We start from the raw sequence: 14,987 nt of genomic DNA on the forward strand, positions 1-14,987 counted from the left end.
CGCTCTTATTCGGCAGCTGCGGTGGCGGTTTCGGCGGCGGCAGGCGCCTCCGAGGCCTCTGCCGTGGCGGCAGGAGCAGGCGTTGCGGCGGCCGCGGCAGCAGGTGCGGCGGCCGGCTTCGCCTGGCCATCGATCACGCCGCCGGCGTGCGTGAGGACCCAGGCATCGTATTGCGGGCGGGGCAGCGCCTCTACCGCGATCGGCATGTAGCCGTGCTTGGCACCGCACAGTTCAGAGCACTGGCCGTAGTAGACGCCCGGCTTCTCGACGAAGAGAACCTTCTCGTTGATGCGGCCCGGAACGGCGTCAAGCTTGAACCAGAGCGAGGGAACCGCGAACGAGTGGATGACGTCGGCCGCCGTGATCTGGAGGCGAATCGGTTCGCCCACCGGCACCACCATACGATTGTCGACCTCAAGGTGCGAGGGACCGTCCCAAGGCTTGGAACCGACTTCGCGCACGCCGTTGTTGATGGTCGGCTGGCCGGGGATGTTGAGCATGTCCGAAACGACTTCGAAATCGCCGTTATCGGGATAGCCGTAAGTCCAGAACCACTGGTTGCCGGTGATCTTCACAGTCAGCGCCCCCTTGGGGGCCGGCTTGTACTGCTTGGCGATGAGATCGATCGAGGGGACCGCGATGCCGATCAGGATCAGCACCGGGAACAGCGTCCACACCACTTCGAGAATGGTGTTGTGGCTGGTTTTCGAAGGCACGGGATTGGCGCGGCGGTTGAAGCGCACCGCGATGATCAGCAGCAGAAGCAGCACGAAAATGGTGATCACGGTGATGATCGGCATCAACACGATGTCGTGCATCCACGCGCCATATTCGCCAAGCTTCGAGAACTGCGGCTGAAGCCCGATGGCGCCGGGAACCGGCATGCCGATACCCGGAGTCGGCTTCATCGGCGTGTAACCCGCGGCGGGGGCCGCAGCTTCCGCCGCAAGCGCGGGAATGCTGGCTGCCACACAAAATACCGCGGCAGATGCCGAAAATGCCAGTTTCAGTGCCTTTGCAGCCTCTCCCCGATTACGAACGGTGCCCCAATTACGAACGGTCTTGCCCAATGTCATGGATTCAGCGCTTTCCCGTTTCTTATTCGCGCCAGAGACTCGTCTCAGTGAGTCGCCTCCCAAGCGCGCACCCCTGTTGCGGAGGCTTTTTGCCCCCCTTCTGCGGGGGCTATACGCGCGCTTGCCGCGTGTCTCAAGCGCCTCTAGGGGATTTTCGCTCCCGTATGGCGCGATATCGCGCATGAACATTGCAAATTGCACCAAAGGATTACGCCCCGATGCAGGAAGAAGAAGTCCTCGCCGAGTTCCGCGCCAGCAAGGCCTTGCTTGAGGGGCATTTCCTGCTTTCCTCGGGCCGTCACAGTGCGCATTACCTCCAGTGCGCGCGTGTTCTGATGAACCCGGACCGGGCGGCGCGACTCGCCGTCGCCCTTGCCGCAAAACTCCCCCACGATATTCGCAGGGCGATCAACAAAGTGGTTTCGCCGGCCATGGGCGGCGTCATCATCGGCCAGGAGATGGGCCGCGCGCTTCAGGTCGATGCGATGTTCGTCGAGCGCCCGACCGGCACTTTCGAGCTTCGCCGCGGCTTTTCGCTCGAATCGGGCGACAAGGTGCTGATGGTCGAGGACGTGGTGACCACCGGCCTTTCCAGCCGCGAAGCGATCAAGGCAATCGAGGAAGCCGGCGGCGAAGTGCTCGCGGCAGTGTCCTTGGTCGACCGTTCGGGCGGCTCGGTGGACCTGGGCGTGCCTTACTTCCCGCTCGTCGCGCTCAATTTCCCGACGTACGCGCCCGATGAACTGCCGCCCGAACTGGCCGCCACGCAGGCCGTCAAGCCCGGCAGCCGCGCCCAGCCCTGACCGTCTGTTCCGTCGCCCGGACGAAGGACCGTCCCGGCGCATTTTTCGGCATCGGACATGCTGCCTGTCGGACCGTCATCGCCCCTGCGATTTCGGTCCGACAGGCCACGGAACCGGAATCGACGCAGCGAAACGCAAGGATGTGTTGCCCGCACCGGCCATCCCAATTATCTGCTGCCATGCACCGCGCGCGGCAATCCTGCTCTCGCGCCACCGTCCCGCAAATATCGCGATCCCGGATATCCCGGGGCTTGCCGATTGACGTGTTTTCCATGGTGAACTGCCGATGACTTCCGTGCTCAATCCCTCCCGCCTGCGTCTCGGCGTCAACATCGACCATGTGGCCACCATCCGTAACGCACGCGGCGGCTTCCACCCCGATCCCGCCCGCGCGGCCGAGATCGTCGCAGCGGCCGGCGGCGACGGCATCACCGTCCACTTGCGCGAGGATCGTCGCCACATCCGTGACGAGGACCTTGTCCGCGTCGCCGCCGCCACCGGGCTGCCGATCAACCTCGAAATGGCCGCGACCGACGAGATGCTGGAAATCGCGCTGCGCCACCGCCCGCATGCCGCCTGCATCGTTCCCGAACGGCGCGAGGAGCGCACGACCGAGGGCGGACTGGATGCGGCCGGGCAGCACAACCGCCTCGCCCCGATCGTTGCGCGCCTTGCCGACGCGGGCGTGCGCGTGAGCCTGTTCATCGCGCCCGAGCCCCGCCAGATCGAGGCCGCCATGAAGCTCGGCGCCCCGGTGGTGGAGTTCCACACCGGCGAATATGCCCATGCCGAGGGCGAGCAAGTCGCGGTCGAACTGCGCCGCATCGTCGACATGGCGGCGCTGGCCGCCAAGAACGGCATCGAGCCACACGCTGGGCACGGCCTCACTTACGACAACGTCCAGCCCATCGCCGCGATTCCGCAACTCGCAGAACTCAACATCGGTCACTATCTGATCGGTGAAGCCATTTTCTGCGGGCTGGAGGCGAGTGTGAAGAAGATGCGCGCCCTGATGGACGAAGTGCGGTGATCGTCGGCCTCGGCTCCGACCTCTGCAATATCGAGCGGATCCAGAATTCGCTCGACCGCTACGGCGAGCGCTTCCTGAATCGTGTCTTCACCGATGTCGAGCGCGCCAAAGCAGCCCGCCGGCCGCACACCGTGGCGGGCACGCTGGCCAAGCGCTTCGCGGCCAAGGAAGCGTTTTCCAAGGCGGTCGGCACCGGGTTCAAGGCCGGGGTCTTCATGAAGGATATCGGCGTCGTCAACGCCCCCTCGGGCGCGCCCACGCTGGCCTTGACGGGCGGTGCGAAAGCGCGGCTCGACGGGATGGTGCCGGCAGGCTACGAGGCCGTCATTCACCTCACACTCACCGATGACCACCCATGGGCCCAGGCCTTCGTCATCATCGAAGCCCGCCCCCTCCCCCAATCCTGATTCGAGTTCTGCGCCCTGGACATGGCCGAAGACTTTCCCGAAACTTCCGCACCCGAACACGCACCCGCTCCACAGAGACCGGCCGATAGGGAGAGGGTGAACTGGCTGCACGAGCTGCGCGGGCTCGCGCTCATGCTGCTGGGTGTGCTGGCGTTCCATTCGCTGATCGCCAAGCCGTTCTACATCCCCTCGATCTCGATGATGCCCAACCTGCTGGTGGGTGACCGGCTGGTCGTGTCCAAGTATCCCTATGGGTGGAACTGGTCCTCGATCAGCTTCCACCTGCTGCCGCGCGGCACCTGGCACTTGTTCGAGCGCACACCCGAATATGGGGACATCGTCATCGTCGTGCCCGGCAACCGCAAGGCCGACCTCATCAAGCGTGTGGTCGCCCTGCCGGGAGACCGGATCGCGGTGATCGACGGGCGCATTCGCATCAACGGCAAGTTCGTGCCGCGCGAAGTGGAACCGCCGGTGCGCATTCCCGCCGACGATGCGCTGCGCTGCGAAGGCGATGCCGAGCCCGGCCACTGCTACGACGGCTTCGAGCACTTCCGCACCCGCCTGCCCAGCGGCAAGGAAGTTTACGAAATGCCAACCTACCGTGAAACCTTGCCGAACGGTGCCCGTTACGATGTAATCGATTATATCGATCAGGAACTGGACAACTATCCGGAGATCAAGGTGCCCGCAGGCCATGTCTTCCTCATGGGTGACGACCGCGACCGCTCGGCGGACAGCCGCGCGCCGTTCGAAACCGATATCTTCGGCCAGCCCGGCGGCGGCCTGGGCGGGCCCGTTCCGCTGACCGACATCGGCGGCCGCGCCGAATTCATCACCTTCTCGCTCGATGGCACGCAGACCTGGAACCCGCTGACCTGGTGGAAGGCCCTGCGCGAGGGCCGCAACTTCTCCAGCCTGCGTCCGCCGATCGACCCAAGCAAGGCCTGGAAATGAGCGGTTCCGGGGGCAGCGACGATCCGACAGGGCACGAGAATCGTGCCGGCCCCACTGATATCGCCGACCCCCTGATCCGCACCGAAGCCCGCAAGGCCTTCGTCTGGATCGGGATGACCGCGCTGTTCGCGCTGGTCGTGTTCCTCTCGCAATCGCTGCTGGTGATCTTCGGCGGCGTTGTCGTCGCGGCCCTGATCGATGGCGGCGCGCGGCTCATCGGCAAAGTGCTCAAGATCCCGCGCGGATGGCGGGTGGGCCTGGTCCTGGTGCTGACACTGGCGTTCGCGATCTGGATGGTCCATTTTGCAGGCAGCCAGATCGCCGCGCAGGCCGCCGAACTGCCTGCCACGATCGAGAGCCAGTTCCATCGCGGCCTGCTCTGGCTGCAACGGCATGGCCTGATGCTGCGCGTGACCGACGTGCGCTCGATCGCGCAGGAAGCGATCAGCGGCGTCGGCGGCGGCATCGGACAGGTTACCCGCATGGTTGGCGGCCTCATCGGCGGGTTGACCACGCTGTTCCTGATCCTCGTGCTCGGCATCTACTTCGCGCTGGAGCCCCGGCTCTACCGCCGCGGGGTGGGCTGGATGCTCCCGCAGGAGCGGCGCGGCCATTTCGAGGCGACCGCCGAAGTCATGGGTCAGGCCCTGCGCCGCCTGCTGTTCGGCCGCATGATCGGTATGACCGTCGAGGGGCTGTTCACCTTTTGCATGCTGGAAATCTACGGCGTGCCGATGGCCACACTGCTCGGCCTCATCACTGGCCTGCTGGCCTTCATGCCCAACATCGGTGCGCTGATCTCGGGCCTGCTGATGATCCTGGTGGGCTTCTCGGGCAGCTACGAGATGGGGCTCTACACGATCTTCGTGTACCTGATGATCCACCTGATCGACGGCTACCTGATCGTGCCGCTGATCGCGCGCAAGACCGTGGACCTGCCGCCCGCGCTGGTCCTGGCGGCGCAGCTCATCATGGGCGTGCTGTTCGGCCTGCTGGGCCTTGTGCTGGCCGACCCGCTGGTGGCGATGATCAAGATCTGGCTCGAAAGACAGGCCGCCCGCAACGACGACCTTACCCCCGCTTCCCCGGAACAGCCGCCCTCACTATGAGGGGGCCGATTTCGCGAAAGGGACGGCCATAATGGCAATAGGGACAGTCATCACCACCGGCGCGCTCGAATTCCGGGACGCGCTGCCGGCGACGGGCGGCGGGCTGCTCGGGCTCGACCTTGGCACCCAGACCATCGGCACCGCCTTCTGCGACGCCGGATGGCGCATCGCCTCGCCGGGAAAGACGCTGAAGCGCGGCAAGTTCGGCGCCGACAAGGCCCTGATGGAAGCGCTCATCGTCGAGCGCTCGATCAAGGGTATCGTCATCGGCCTGCCGCTCAACATGGACGGATCGGAAGGGCCCCGCGCCCAGTCCAGCCGCGCTTATGCCCGTAACCTTGCCGTGCTCGGCCTGCCGATCCTGCTGTGGGACGAGCGCTGGTCGACCACCAGCGCCGAACGCGGGCTGATCGATCAGGACATGAGCCGCGCCAAGCGCGCCACGCGCATCGATTCGGCAGCCGCCGCCGTGATCCTGCAAGGCGCGATCGACGCGCTTTCGGGCGGGATGTTCTGAAGTCTCAGGGACGCTTCGACGCCGTATCGAAGCGCACTTCGCCGATCCGGCCCTTGTTGCGACAGGCGAACCATCCGGCCCACCCGCTCAGCAGCAGAGTCGCCACGCCCGTGCCCAACGCTGCGAGGGCCCGTTCGGGCCAGCCGCTCTGCCATACCGCCAACGTGGATGCTGTTCCGCACAGCAGTATCGTGAGCGCACCGCTCCAGTCGGTGGATTCCGTCGGGGTCGAGGGCTTGTGATCCCTCCCCCCGTAGCTGGCGATCGCTCCGATGAATACGAGCAACGACGCGCCATCGTTATAGGGATTCAGGGTCGAACGAAGGTCAGGCTTAAGCCAGCCGATGAAGCGGAGCACGAACCAGGCTCCCATTCCCATCCGCAGGGCAACCGCCCCCATCTTGCGGGCAGCGCATTTCGCCCGCTCCTGCCAGCCAGCCTTCACGCCCCCATCCCTCACTCGTCCTGTTGACGCTGCCTGCTGGCGACTTCCGCCACCAGACGGCTGCCCGAACGCTCCGCCGCCTGCCACACCCTGTCCCGCGCGGTGGGGTCGCGTTCCTGCGCGGCCAATGCCTGCCACGCGACAAGCCGCATGCGATCGCTCGGATGGCTGGTGCCGAAGCGCGTGGCCAGATCGCTTGCCGCCTCGCTGCCCAGCGCGACGGCAATTCGCAGGAAGCTCTCCGAGGGACCGTAGCCAAGCAGATCGGTAATCTCGCCGCGCGCCACGTCGAATGTGTGATGGCTGCCCCAGCCTTGCGCGGGATCGGTGTGGACGAGATCGATGGAGACCGACAGCGTCTCGGGCGCATCGCGCAGAAGAACGTCGCGGCGCGCACGGTAATGGATCAGGCGCCCTTCATCGAGCGGGCCCCGCCCCACCAGCCTCAGCGCGACCTGCTCGCCGACATGGCCGATCACCGCCTCGGGATCGTATTCGTAATCCTCGCCAAGGTAACCCGGCCCGAAATAGCCGAGCGACAGCACGTCGCTCGCAAAATCCTGCGCTTCGCCATATCCGCAGGCGGCAGGCCCGCTGGCGCGATACGCAGCCTCGCGCGGAGACGGCCAGATGCGCGCCCGGATCGAGAAATCGCCCCGGCCCGGCGGCACCAGCATCACCGCCTGCGGCCCGGTGCCGACGAGCCCTTCGGCATCGGCGGGAACCGGCGCCAGCCCCGCGAGCAGGTCCACCAGCACATCGCCCAGAAATTGCCGGTCGTTGCCGAGCCGCTGCAACCAGTTCGCGGCATGCGAGAGGTTGATGTCGTCTTCCGGATCGAAGCCCCAGACCGCCAGCGCTTCCGCGCATTCCGCAAGCGAGGCCGCCGTCGGGTCCCGCCGCGTCATTACCCGCGCCATTGCGCCACCTTCTCCAGTTCCGGCCATTCGTCGATCAGATCGCGCTGAAGCCCCCGGGCAGCCGCGCCCAGCACCTCGTCCTCGCCGCCGGCAAGCTCGCCCAGCAGCACCAGTCCGGCGCGGGTATCGAGCCCCAGCACCGCACGCAGCGCCGACCAGCGCAAGGATACAGGCGCCGAACCGATAACGATCCGCGCCAGCGCCGGCACCGCATCGCGCCGCCCCTGCGCCACCAGCACGGCAATCGCCAGCTCCAGCCGGCTGTCCTCTGCCCGCGCCGCCGCCCGGTGAAGCAGGGCACCATCTTCGAGCCGGAATTCGTGCACCGTATCGGGCACGCGAAGCTGCCGCTGGAGGCGCAGGACTACCAGCGCGCCATCCGCCGCCCGCATCTGCAAACCCTCACACCAGCCGTCTCGCTTGAGCATCACGCCCGGGCGCAGATCGACTTCGGCGCGTTGCAGGGGAGCGAGATATTCGGTGTCCCGCGTCACGCGCTCTGCCGTGCCCGTGCCGGCAAGAACCCGCACCCAAGTCTCGATGGGCGCAAATTCGGCGCTGTGCGGGGTGGGCTGCGCGGCCAGCGCAGCGCCGTCATAGACCGTGATCGCGAGACTTGCGGCGCCATCCCGAGCCAGCAACAGCGTATGCGATGTTTTCCGGCGCGCGTGGCGAAGGGGAAGCTGCCCCAGCGGGCTCCGGGCAAGCCCGTCCACCATGCCGTCCACCAGCCCGCCGATCACATCGCCGGCAATCGCCGCGTCACCGCCGAACAATCCGGCCAGCGGCCGGCAGTCGCCCATTGCCGCGCCCCGCGCAAATTCGCCCAGCGCGGCGAGCACCGGCGCTGCCGCCTCGCTCGATCGCCATTGCACCAGCACAGCCGACAGCTGTCGCTGACCGCTTTCCCAGTCCGTATCTTCCGTTGTGAAACCTGACATGACCGTACAGAATCGCCCCGCGTCGTCGCGCTCAGGCGCCGGGGTGGAACTCGTAGAGGCAGGCCAGCAGTTCCGCCTGATTGTCGTCCAGCGAATGCAGCCGCGACGCATCGGCGAGCGAGCCGAACAGGCCCGTCAATCGATCAAGCTCGGGAATCCGGGAAATGTCGATGTGCGGCAAGGTCGTTCCCGCCGTCGTGATGCCCCGTGATGTGGTCTGCTGCAAGTTGTCCCCCTTGGCGTGATGGCTTGGGCATTAACTGGACAAAGGTGCCGCACTCAGACGCGCAACGTGAATTAATTCCCTGCAATTGTAAAAGGATAATTGCCAAAGCGCCGCCGCGTAACCGCTGATCGGCGCAAATCCGCGCGAAGCATGGTTAAGGCTGAATATGTATCAGTGCGGGGCCCGCAAGATGACGACAAGGCCCGCGTGATCGCCGCCTTCCTCACCCGATTCGAGCGGGCGGCGTGCCGCGTCGGCACGGGCGCGGGCGAGGACGGCATCGCCGACGCCCTCTTCGTAAAGCAGGAGATCGGCCGAGCCCAGCAACCGCGCCTCGCGCAGCGTCAGGTCTTCAGGATCGTGGCTGCGCAAGCGCACTTCCACCCGGCCGCCCGCGCCGGCCGCCGCGCTCGCCAGCCATCCTTCCACGCGAGCGGCGGCGCCGTCCGCCAGCGGATCGAGCGCACCGCCCTGCCCAAGCGCGGCATCGAGCGCGCGGCGGCGGTCACCGGCATCGGGAAAACGGGAGCGTAAAGTGCCGCGCGCAGCATGCAGAGCGTCGGCAAGCTGGCCCAGCGAACCGGGCAGCAGTGCCTCGAACCGCAGCCGGAGCTGCTTGGCAAGGCCGGCCGAAGCACCGCCGGTGCCGATCGCCACCAGCACGGGCGAACGATCGAGCACCGCAGGCGCCGTGAAGTCGCAAAGCGCAGGTCGGTCGACGACATTGACGAGCATCCCCGCCTGCCGCGCCCGCAGCGCATCCGCCTCGGCCGCGGCGTCGTCCTCATGGGCTATGAAAGCGAGCCGGGCGCCCGCGTCACGGCCATGGGCGAGGTCGTCGAAAACCACGCCGCCCGCGCGCTCGACCAGCCGCCGCTTGGCCTCGGCCGCCTCGCCCACGCCGAGCACGACGACCGGGCGGCCGCCAACGCGGTGAAACAGGGGCAGGCTCGCGATCATGCCCGTGATCCTACCGCCCGGCGGCCGGTTTGTCGAAATGCGCGCTTACTTGAGCCACTCCGGCACGGTTTCGGCCGCCAGGATCGTGGCAGGCTCGATGCGGCTGGCCACCACGGCCCACTTGTCGCCGTCGACCATGACCTCGGGCACCAGCGCGCGGCTGTTGTAGGTGTTCGCCATCGTCGCGCCATAGGCACCGGCAGTACGGAATATCGCCAGATCACCGGCGACCACTTCGTCGATCTCGCGGCCCATCGCGAACGTGTCCGAACTCTCGCAGATGGGGCCGACGATATTGGCGGTCACCGTCTTGCCGCTGGGCTTCACCGCCGCAAAGTCATGCCAGGCATCGTACATGGCGGGACGGGCAAGGTCGTTCATCGCCGCATCAACCACCACGAACGGGTTCACGGTGCCCTGCTTGACGCGCACCACTTCGGTCACGAGCACGCCGGAATTGCCGGTAATCACGCGGCCCGGCTCGAACATCAGGGTGACGCCCCAGTCCTTCGCGACCGACGCCACCATCGCGCCGTAGTCCTCGGGCGTGGGGAGCACATCGCTCGCCTTGTAGGGCACGCCCAGCCCGCCGCCGAGATCCATGTGCGTAACCGCATGGCCCGAAGCGCGGATCTCTTCCATCAGCGCGCCCATCTTGATGAAGGCCTGCCGCGACGGTTCGAGGTCGGAGATCTGGCTGCCGATGTGCACTGCAAGGCCGCGCATATCGAGGCCCGGCAGCACTGCGAGCCGGGCATAAATGCCCGCCGCGCTGTCATAGGAAACGCCGAACTTGTTCTCGGCCTTGCCGGTCGAGATCTTGGCGTGGGTACGCGCGTCGACATCCGGGTTCACGCGGAGCGCGCAGGCGGCGGTAAGGCCCAGTTCGGCGGCGACGGCGGCAAGCTCGACGCCCTCTTCCTCGCTTTCAAGGTTGAACTGGCCGATGCCCGCCTTGACTGCGGCGATCAGTTCGCGCCGCGTCTTGCCGACGCCCGAGAACACCACGTCAGCGGCCGGAATACCGGCGGCCAGCGCGCGGTTCATCTCGCCTTCGGAGACGACATCGGCGCCGTAGCCCTCGTTCGCCAACAGGCGCAGCACCGCAAGGTTGGGGTTGGACTTGACCGCGAAAGCGATGTGCACGCTCGGCAGCGCCGAAAGCGCCTCGCGGAACACGCGGGCGTGCCGGCTGAGCGTCGCGCGCGAATAGACGTAGACAGGCGTGCCGACTTCGCGGGCGATAGCGGCCAGCGGCACGTTTTCGGCGAAGAGTTCGCCGGCGTTCAGAGCAAAATGGTCCATGGGATCTCGGTGTCAGTGGCTCATTCGGGCGGAGGAAGATCGTAAGGATCGTCGCCGCGCGTTTCGGAGCGTGTGCGCAGCTCGACGCTGCGTTCGGGAATGGCGAGCGTGGGCGGGGTCAGTAGTTCCGCCGGTTTGGGCTGGACCGCGCGGCCGAACGGCGCGGGCGGCAACTGCTCGCCCTGTTTCACCGCCAGCGCCGCGCGCTGCCCGCAGCCCGCAAGGGCGGCAAGCGGCGCGAGAAGCAGGATGAGGGCGGCAGTCTTGCGCATCACGTTCACTCCAGACCGAGCGCCGACCGGGCTTCGGCCACACGCAGACGTACCTGATCGGGCGCGGTGCCGCCATGCGACTTGCGCGCAGCGACCGAAGCCTCGACCGAGAGCGCCTTGAATACGCGCTCGTCGATGCGGCTGTCGATGGCCTTGAGGTCCTCCAGAGGCAATTGATCGAGCGCGACGCCGCGCTGCTCGGCCAGCTTCACGGCCGAACCGGTGATGTGGTGCGCCTCGCGGAACGGAATATTGCCTTCACGCACCAGCCAGTCGGCGAGATCAGTGGCGGTGGCGAAGCCCAGTTCGGCCGCGCCGCGCATGCGATCGGTGCGGAAGCGGGTTTCGGCGACCATGCCGGTCATCGCCGCGATGGAGAGCGCCAGCAGGCTGGCAGCCTCGAACACCGGCGGCTTGTCGTCCTGCATGTCCTTCGAATAGGCCAGCGGCAGGCCCTTCATCGTAATCATCAGGCTGGTCAGGCAGCCGACGATCCGGCCCGAATGGCCACGCACCAGTTCCGCCGCGTCCGGGTTCTTCTTCTGCGGCATGATAGAGCTGCCGGTGGACAGCGAATCGGGCAGCGCCACGAAGCCGAAGGGCTGGCTGGCCCAGATGATGAACTCTTCGGCCAGGCGCGAGAGGTGCAGCGAGCACTGGCTGGCCGCCATCAGGTAATCGAGCGCGAAATCGCGGTCCGACACCGAATCGAGGCTGTTGTCGGTCGGCGCGTCGAAGCCGAGCGCCTGCGCGGTCATGAAACGGTCGATCGGGAAGCCGGTACCGGCCAGCGCCGCCGCGCCCAGCGGGCTGCGGTTCATGCGCTTGCGAGCGTCGGCAAAGCGCGAACGGTCGCGGCCGATCATCTCGTAATAGGCCATCAGGTGATGGCCCAGCGTCACCGGCTGCGCGGTCTGAAGATGGGTGAAGCCCGGCATGATCGAATCGGCATGCTCACCGGCGCGGGTGACGAGCGCCTTTTGCAGCGCTTCCAGCCCGGCATCGGCCTGATCCATCGCATCGCGCACCCAGAGGCGAAAATCGGTGGCCACCTGATCGTTGCGCGAACGGGCCGTGTGCAGGCGGCCGGCGACCGGACCGATCAGTTCGGCAAGGCGGCCCTCGGTGGTCATGTGAATGTCCTCAAGGTCCCAGTTTTCCGGGACTCCCGAGACTTCGTACTCGGCCGCAACCGCATCCAGTCCGTCGCGGATCGCCAGTGCATCCGCGTCGGTCACCACGCCGCAGGCCGCCAGCATCGCGACGTGTGCCTTGCTGGCCGCGATGTCCTGCCGCCACAGCGCCTTGTCGAAGGGGATCGAGGCATTTATCTCGCGCATGATTGCCGACGGTCCTTCCGCGAACCGTCCGCCCCACATCTGGTTGGAGCTCCCTGCCTTGCTGTCTTCCAAATCGCTCAAGTCGCTTGTCCTGTATTCGATCGCGGGGGCCGGCGCGCTCCTCGCCGCGGGCTGCGATAGGCAAAGCGGGAAGGAGGCGCAACCGCAGGCTAGCGAAACCGCCGCCCAAGCGCCCGCCTCCCCCGACAAGTCCGCCGACAAGCTCGACCGTTCGCACAAGGGCACGCCGATTCCGGCCGTGACCGCGGTCGACAATACCGGCGAGAGTCTGGATCTGACCTCGCTCAAGGGCAAGCCCGTACTCATCAACCTTTGGGCAACCTGGTGCGCGCCGTGCATCGCCGAGATGCCGACGCTCAACGAACTCGCCGGCAAGTCCGATTCGCCCTTGCAGATCCTGCCGATCTCCGAGGACACGGCGGATATCGGCAAAGTCGTGGAGATCCTGCATCGCCGCAAGCTCGACCACATCGAGCCCTGGCATGACGAGCACGGCGATCTCGGCTTCCAGTATGGCGGCAACCTGCCCGTCTCGATCCTGTTCGACAGCCAGGGCAAGGAAGTCTGGCGCTTTACGGGCGGCAACGACTGGACCAGCCCCGAAGCGCAGAAGCTGCTCGCCGAAGCGAAGTAAGGCGCCGCCGACGCCGAGAAGGCGCTGCGCGGGGTGCACGGAACGGGGTGTGAAAGCCCTGTCGCCGTGTGCACCGGCAGCGTCTTTCACGGCATGATTGCCGTCGGCACAGCCGGAAAATCCGTGCGCCTTCTTCGCAGGCGCCGCAAAAAATGCCTTCCGTTCGCGGCATTGCAGCATATCCGTTGCAGGAACGCGCAGGCCCTGCGATAGGCCCCGGCCCCTTCAGCTTGAACATCGAGGATTCCCCTATGTCGACCGGCACGGCCGCCGCCCGCTCTGTCGGCATCGACTTCGGCACCACCAATTCGGTCATCGCACTGTCGGACCGCGATGGAGAGGCCGATCTCATCGAATTCGCCGCGCCCGGTGGCGCCAGCTCGGTGTTCCGCTCGGCGCTGTGCTTCTGGCAGGAAGAAGGCGTGCGCGGCGGGCTGGCGCACGAGGCGGGGCCATGGGCCATTTCCGAATTCCTGGAATTCCCGCAAGGCTCGCGCTTCCTCCAGTCCTTCAAGTCGGTCGCCGCCAATCCCGCCTTCGAGCATGCCAGCCTGTTCGAGAAGCGGCTGCGCTTCGAGGAACTGGGGCAAGTCTTCCTGACCCACTTGCGCGACCATGCTGGCAATGCCCTGCGCGATCTGCCCGACAGCGTGGTGATCGGACGTCCGGTCCGCTACGTCGGCGCGCGGCCCGATGCCGCACTGGCGCGCACCCGCTACGATGCGATGTTCGCCATGCTGGGGCGGCAGGTCCACTACGTTTACGAGCCGATCGGCGCGGCATTCAGCTTCGCCTCGCGGCTGACCGAACCGGCGACTCTGCTGGTGGCGGACTTCGGCGGCGGCACCAGCGACTTTTCCATCGTCCGCGTCGAGGCGCCCGGCGCCGCGAAGCGCTGCGTGCCGCTGGGCTCGGCCGGTATCGGCATCGCCGGCGACCGGTTCGACTATCGCATCATGGACCACCTCGTCCTGCCGCTGCTGGGCAAGGGCGGCACCTATCGCTCGTTCGACAAGGTGCTGGAGATCCCGCCGGGTCATTTCGCCGACTTCGGAGACTGGTCGCGGCTGGCGCTGATGCGCAATCGCCGCACACTGGAGCAACTGGCAAAGCTGAAGCACGGTGCCACCGATCCCGCCGCCATTGCCCGCATGATCGCAGTGGTGGAACACGAACTGGGCTTCGGCCTCTACGAGGCGGTTGGCCAGCTCAAGCGCGCGCTTTCCAGCGACGAACACGGCGCGCTGCGCTTTCATAGCGACAACGTCAATATCGAATCCGAAGTCAGCCGCGCCGATTTCGAAAGCTGGATCGCCCCCGATCTCCAGCGCATCGGCGAAACCGTGGACAGCGCGCTCGCCAAGTCGGGGCTGGAGGCTCGGCAGATCGACCACGTGTTCCTGACCGGCGGCTCCTCGCTGATCCCGGCCGTCCGCCGCCTGTTCGAAGAGCGTTTCGGCGACAGCCGGATCGCCAGCGGCAACGAACTGACCTCGATCGCCCACGGCCTCGCCCTGATCGGGCAATCTCCGGACCTGTCGGAATGGATCGCTTCGGACGAGGATGAGGGCTGAGACCTCGGCGCGGGTTGGAACGCGGAGAAGAAGCGGGGCCCCCGCCTTCGCGGGGGCGACGGTGGTTTTGGTGCGGTTGCGGTTGATACGTTGACGTTTGGCCGCAGTGGCGCTCCGGAATCGCGAGAGGGTTGGATCGGCTTTAGACCGCGCGATCACGTCCCCCTTGCCGCCCATCAACCCACGTGAGACGATGGCGCCGCGGCGCAGGAGTCATGTCATGAACAAGATCAATCGCGATCCGATCGCTGCGGTTCTCGTCGGCATCGCCCTGTTCCTTGTACTCCTCAACGGAGCGGCGGCCGTCCTCTTCGCGACTCACGGAATGGCGGCCCTCTGGTTTGTCGAGGCCGCCATGATGTTGACCGGCGCCCTCGCCATCGTTGGTGCCGGATTCGGTTTGGCGCGCGGTCTGCGTCGTACTCACGCAAGTTCCAGGCAGCGGTAAGC

Annotated in this window: 18 protein-coding genes; 9 read left to right on the forward strand and 9 right to left on the reverse strand. The window is 66.5% G+C overall.

Going from position 1 to position 14,987, the window contains the following annotated elements; genetic code table 11:
* Positions 1 to 5 precede the first annotated feature (5 nt).
* Positions 6 to 1,076 carry a cytochrome c oxidase subunit II gene (gene coxB, locus AC1VVM_RS01780; protein WP_482955686.1) on the reverse strand — a complete coding sequence of 357 codons (1,071 nt, stop codon included), beginning with the start codon at positions 1,074 to 1,076 and terminating at the stop codon, positions 6 to 8.
* A gap of 218 nt (positions 1,077 to 1,294) precedes the next feature.
* Between coxB and pyrE the strand changes: the two genes are divergently transcribed.
* The 6 genes from pyrE to ruvX all read left to right on the forward strand — a co-directional run bounded on the left by pyrE (position 1,295) and on the right by ruvX (position 5,899).
* A complete protein-coding gene (gene pyrE, locus AC1VVM_RS01785; protein ID WP_482955687.1) occupies positions 1,295 to 1,879 on the forward strand; it encodes an orotate phosphoribosyltransferase in 585 nt (194 codons plus the stop codon).
* Between the two features lie 286 nt (positions 1,880 to 2,165).
* Entirely contained in the window at positions 2,166 to 2,909 is a 744-nt protein-coding gene (locus tag AC1VVM_RS01790; RefSeq protein WP_132390380.1) for a pyridoxine 5'-phosphate synthase, read from the forward strand.
* On the forward strand, positions 2,906 to 3,316 hold the full coding sequence (gene acpS / locus AC1VVM_RS01795; RefSeq protein ID WP_132390378.1) for a holo-ACP synthase: 411 nt from the start codon (positions 2,906 to 2,908) through the stop codon (positions 3,314 to 3,316). Before AC1VVM_RS01790 ends, acpS begins: the two co-directional genes overlap by 4 nt.
* Before the next feature lie 21 nt (positions 3,317 to 3,337).
* The gene (gene lepB / locus AC1VVM_RS01800; RefSeq protein WP_132390376.1) at positions 3,338 to 4,273 is read left to right on the forward strand and encodes a signal peptidase I; all 936 of its coding nucleotides are present in this window, start codon (positions 3,338 to 3,340) and stop codon (positions 4,271 to 4,273) included.
* A complete protein-coding gene (locus AC1VVM_RS01805) occupies positions 4,270 to 5,382 on the forward strand; it encodes an AI-2E family transporter (protein WP_132390374.1) in 1,113 nt (370 codons plus the stop codon). The genes lepB and AC1VVM_RS01805 overlap by 4 nt, the downstream gene beginning before the upstream one ends.
* A gap of 31 nt (positions 5,383 to 5,413) precedes the next feature.
* Positions 5,414 to 5,899 (forward strand): Holliday junction resolvase RuvX, encoded by a 486-nt coding sequence (gene ruvX / locus AC1VVM_RS01810; protein WP_482955688.1) that lies wholly within the window; start codon positions 5,414 to 5,416, stop codon positions 5,897 to 5,899.
* Positions 5,900 to 5,903: 4 nt separating this feature from the next.
* On the opposite strand, the gene AC1VVM_RS01815 is transcribed toward ruvX, so the two are convergent.
* The 8 genes from AC1VVM_RS01815 to argH form a co-directional block, all read right to left on the reverse strand.
* The gene (locus AC1VVM_RS01815; RefSeq protein ID WP_482955689.1) at positions 5,904 to 6,344 is read right to left on the reverse strand and encodes a hypothetical protein; all 441 of its coding nucleotides are present in this window, start codon (positions 6,342 to 6,344) and stop codon (positions 5,904 to 5,906) included.
* An 11-nt stretch (positions 6,345 to 6,355) separates the two neighbouring features.
* Complete coding sequence (locus AC1VVM_RS01820; protein ID WP_482955690.1) at positions 6,356 to 7,264, reverse strand: transposase; 909 nt, start codon at positions 7,262 to 7,264, stop codon at positions 6,356 to 6,358.
* Complete coding sequence (locus AC1VVM_RS01825) at positions 7,252 to 8,205, reverse strand: hypothetical protein (protein WP_482955691.1); 954 nt, start codon at positions 8,203 to 8,205, stop codon at positions 7,252 to 7,254. The genes AC1VVM_RS01820 and AC1VVM_RS01825 overlap by 13 nt, the downstream gene beginning before the upstream one ends.
* 31 nt (positions 8,206 to 8,236) lie before the next feature.
* Positions 8,237 to 8,431, reverse strand: a complete 195-nt coding sequence (locus AC1VVM_RS01830) for a hypothetical protein (protein ID WP_132390364.1) — start codon at positions 8,429 to 8,431, stop codon at positions 8,237 to 8,239.
* A gap of 171 nt (positions 8,432 to 8,602) precedes the next feature.
* Positions 8,603 to 9,391, reverse strand: a complete 789-nt coding sequence (locus tag AC1VVM_RS01835) for a precorrin-2 dehydrogenase/sirohydrochlorin ferrochelatase family protein (RefSeq protein WP_482955692.1) — start codon at positions 9,389 to 9,391, stop codon at positions 8,603 to 8,605.
* Between the two features lie 45 nt (positions 9,392 to 9,436).
* The gene (lysA, locus tag AC1VVM_RS01840) at positions 9,437 to 10,696 is read right to left on the reverse strand and encodes a diaminopimelate decarboxylase (protein WP_482955693.1); all 1,260 of its coding nucleotides are present in this window, start codon (positions 10,694 to 10,696) and stop codon (positions 9,437 to 9,439) included.
* Between the two features lie 20 nt (positions 10,697 to 10,716).
* Positions 10,717 to 10,968 carry a hypothetical protein gene (locus tag AC1VVM_RS01845; RefSeq protein WP_132390358.1) on the reverse strand — a complete coding sequence of 84 codons (252 nt, stop codon included), beginning with the start codon at positions 10,966 to 10,968 and terminating at the stop codon, positions 10,717 to 10,719.
* A gap of 5 nt (positions 10,969 to 10,973) precedes the next feature.
* Positions 10,974 to 12,347, reverse strand: a complete 1,374-nt coding sequence (gene argH, locus AC1VVM_RS01850) for an argininosuccinate lyase (protein ID WP_132390622.1) — start codon at positions 12,345 to 12,347, stop codon at positions 10,974 to 10,976.
* A gap of 19 nt (positions 12,348 to 12,366) precedes the next feature.
* Between argH and AC1VVM_RS01855 the strand changes: the two genes are divergently transcribed.
* The 3 genes from AC1VVM_RS01855 (at position 12,367) to AC1VVM_RS01865 (ending at position 14,985) form a co-directional block, all read left to right on the forward strand.
* On the forward strand, positions 12,367 to 12,963 hold the full coding sequence (locus AC1VVM_RS01855; RefSeq protein WP_482955694.1) for a TlpA family protein disulfide reductase: 597 nt from the start codon (positions 12,367 to 12,369) through the stop codon (positions 12,961 to 12,963).
* Positions 12,964 to 13,214: 251 nt separating this feature from the next.
* A complete protein-coding gene (locus AC1VVM_RS01860; RefSeq protein ID WP_482955695.1) occupies positions 13,215 to 14,537 on the forward strand; it encodes an Hsp70 family protein in 1,323 nt (440 codons plus the stop codon).
* A gap of 220 nt (positions 14,538 to 14,757) precedes the next feature.
* Positions 14,758 to 14,985, forward strand: a complete 228-nt coding sequence (locus AC1VVM_RS01865; RefSeq protein ID WP_482955696.1) for a hypothetical protein — start codon at positions 14,758 to 14,760, stop codon at positions 14,983 to 14,985.
* The last annotated feature ends 2 nt before the right edge of the window (positions 14,986 to 14,987 follow it).

It is taken from the genome of Novosphingobium sp. BL-S-33 (assembly GCF_056857025.1).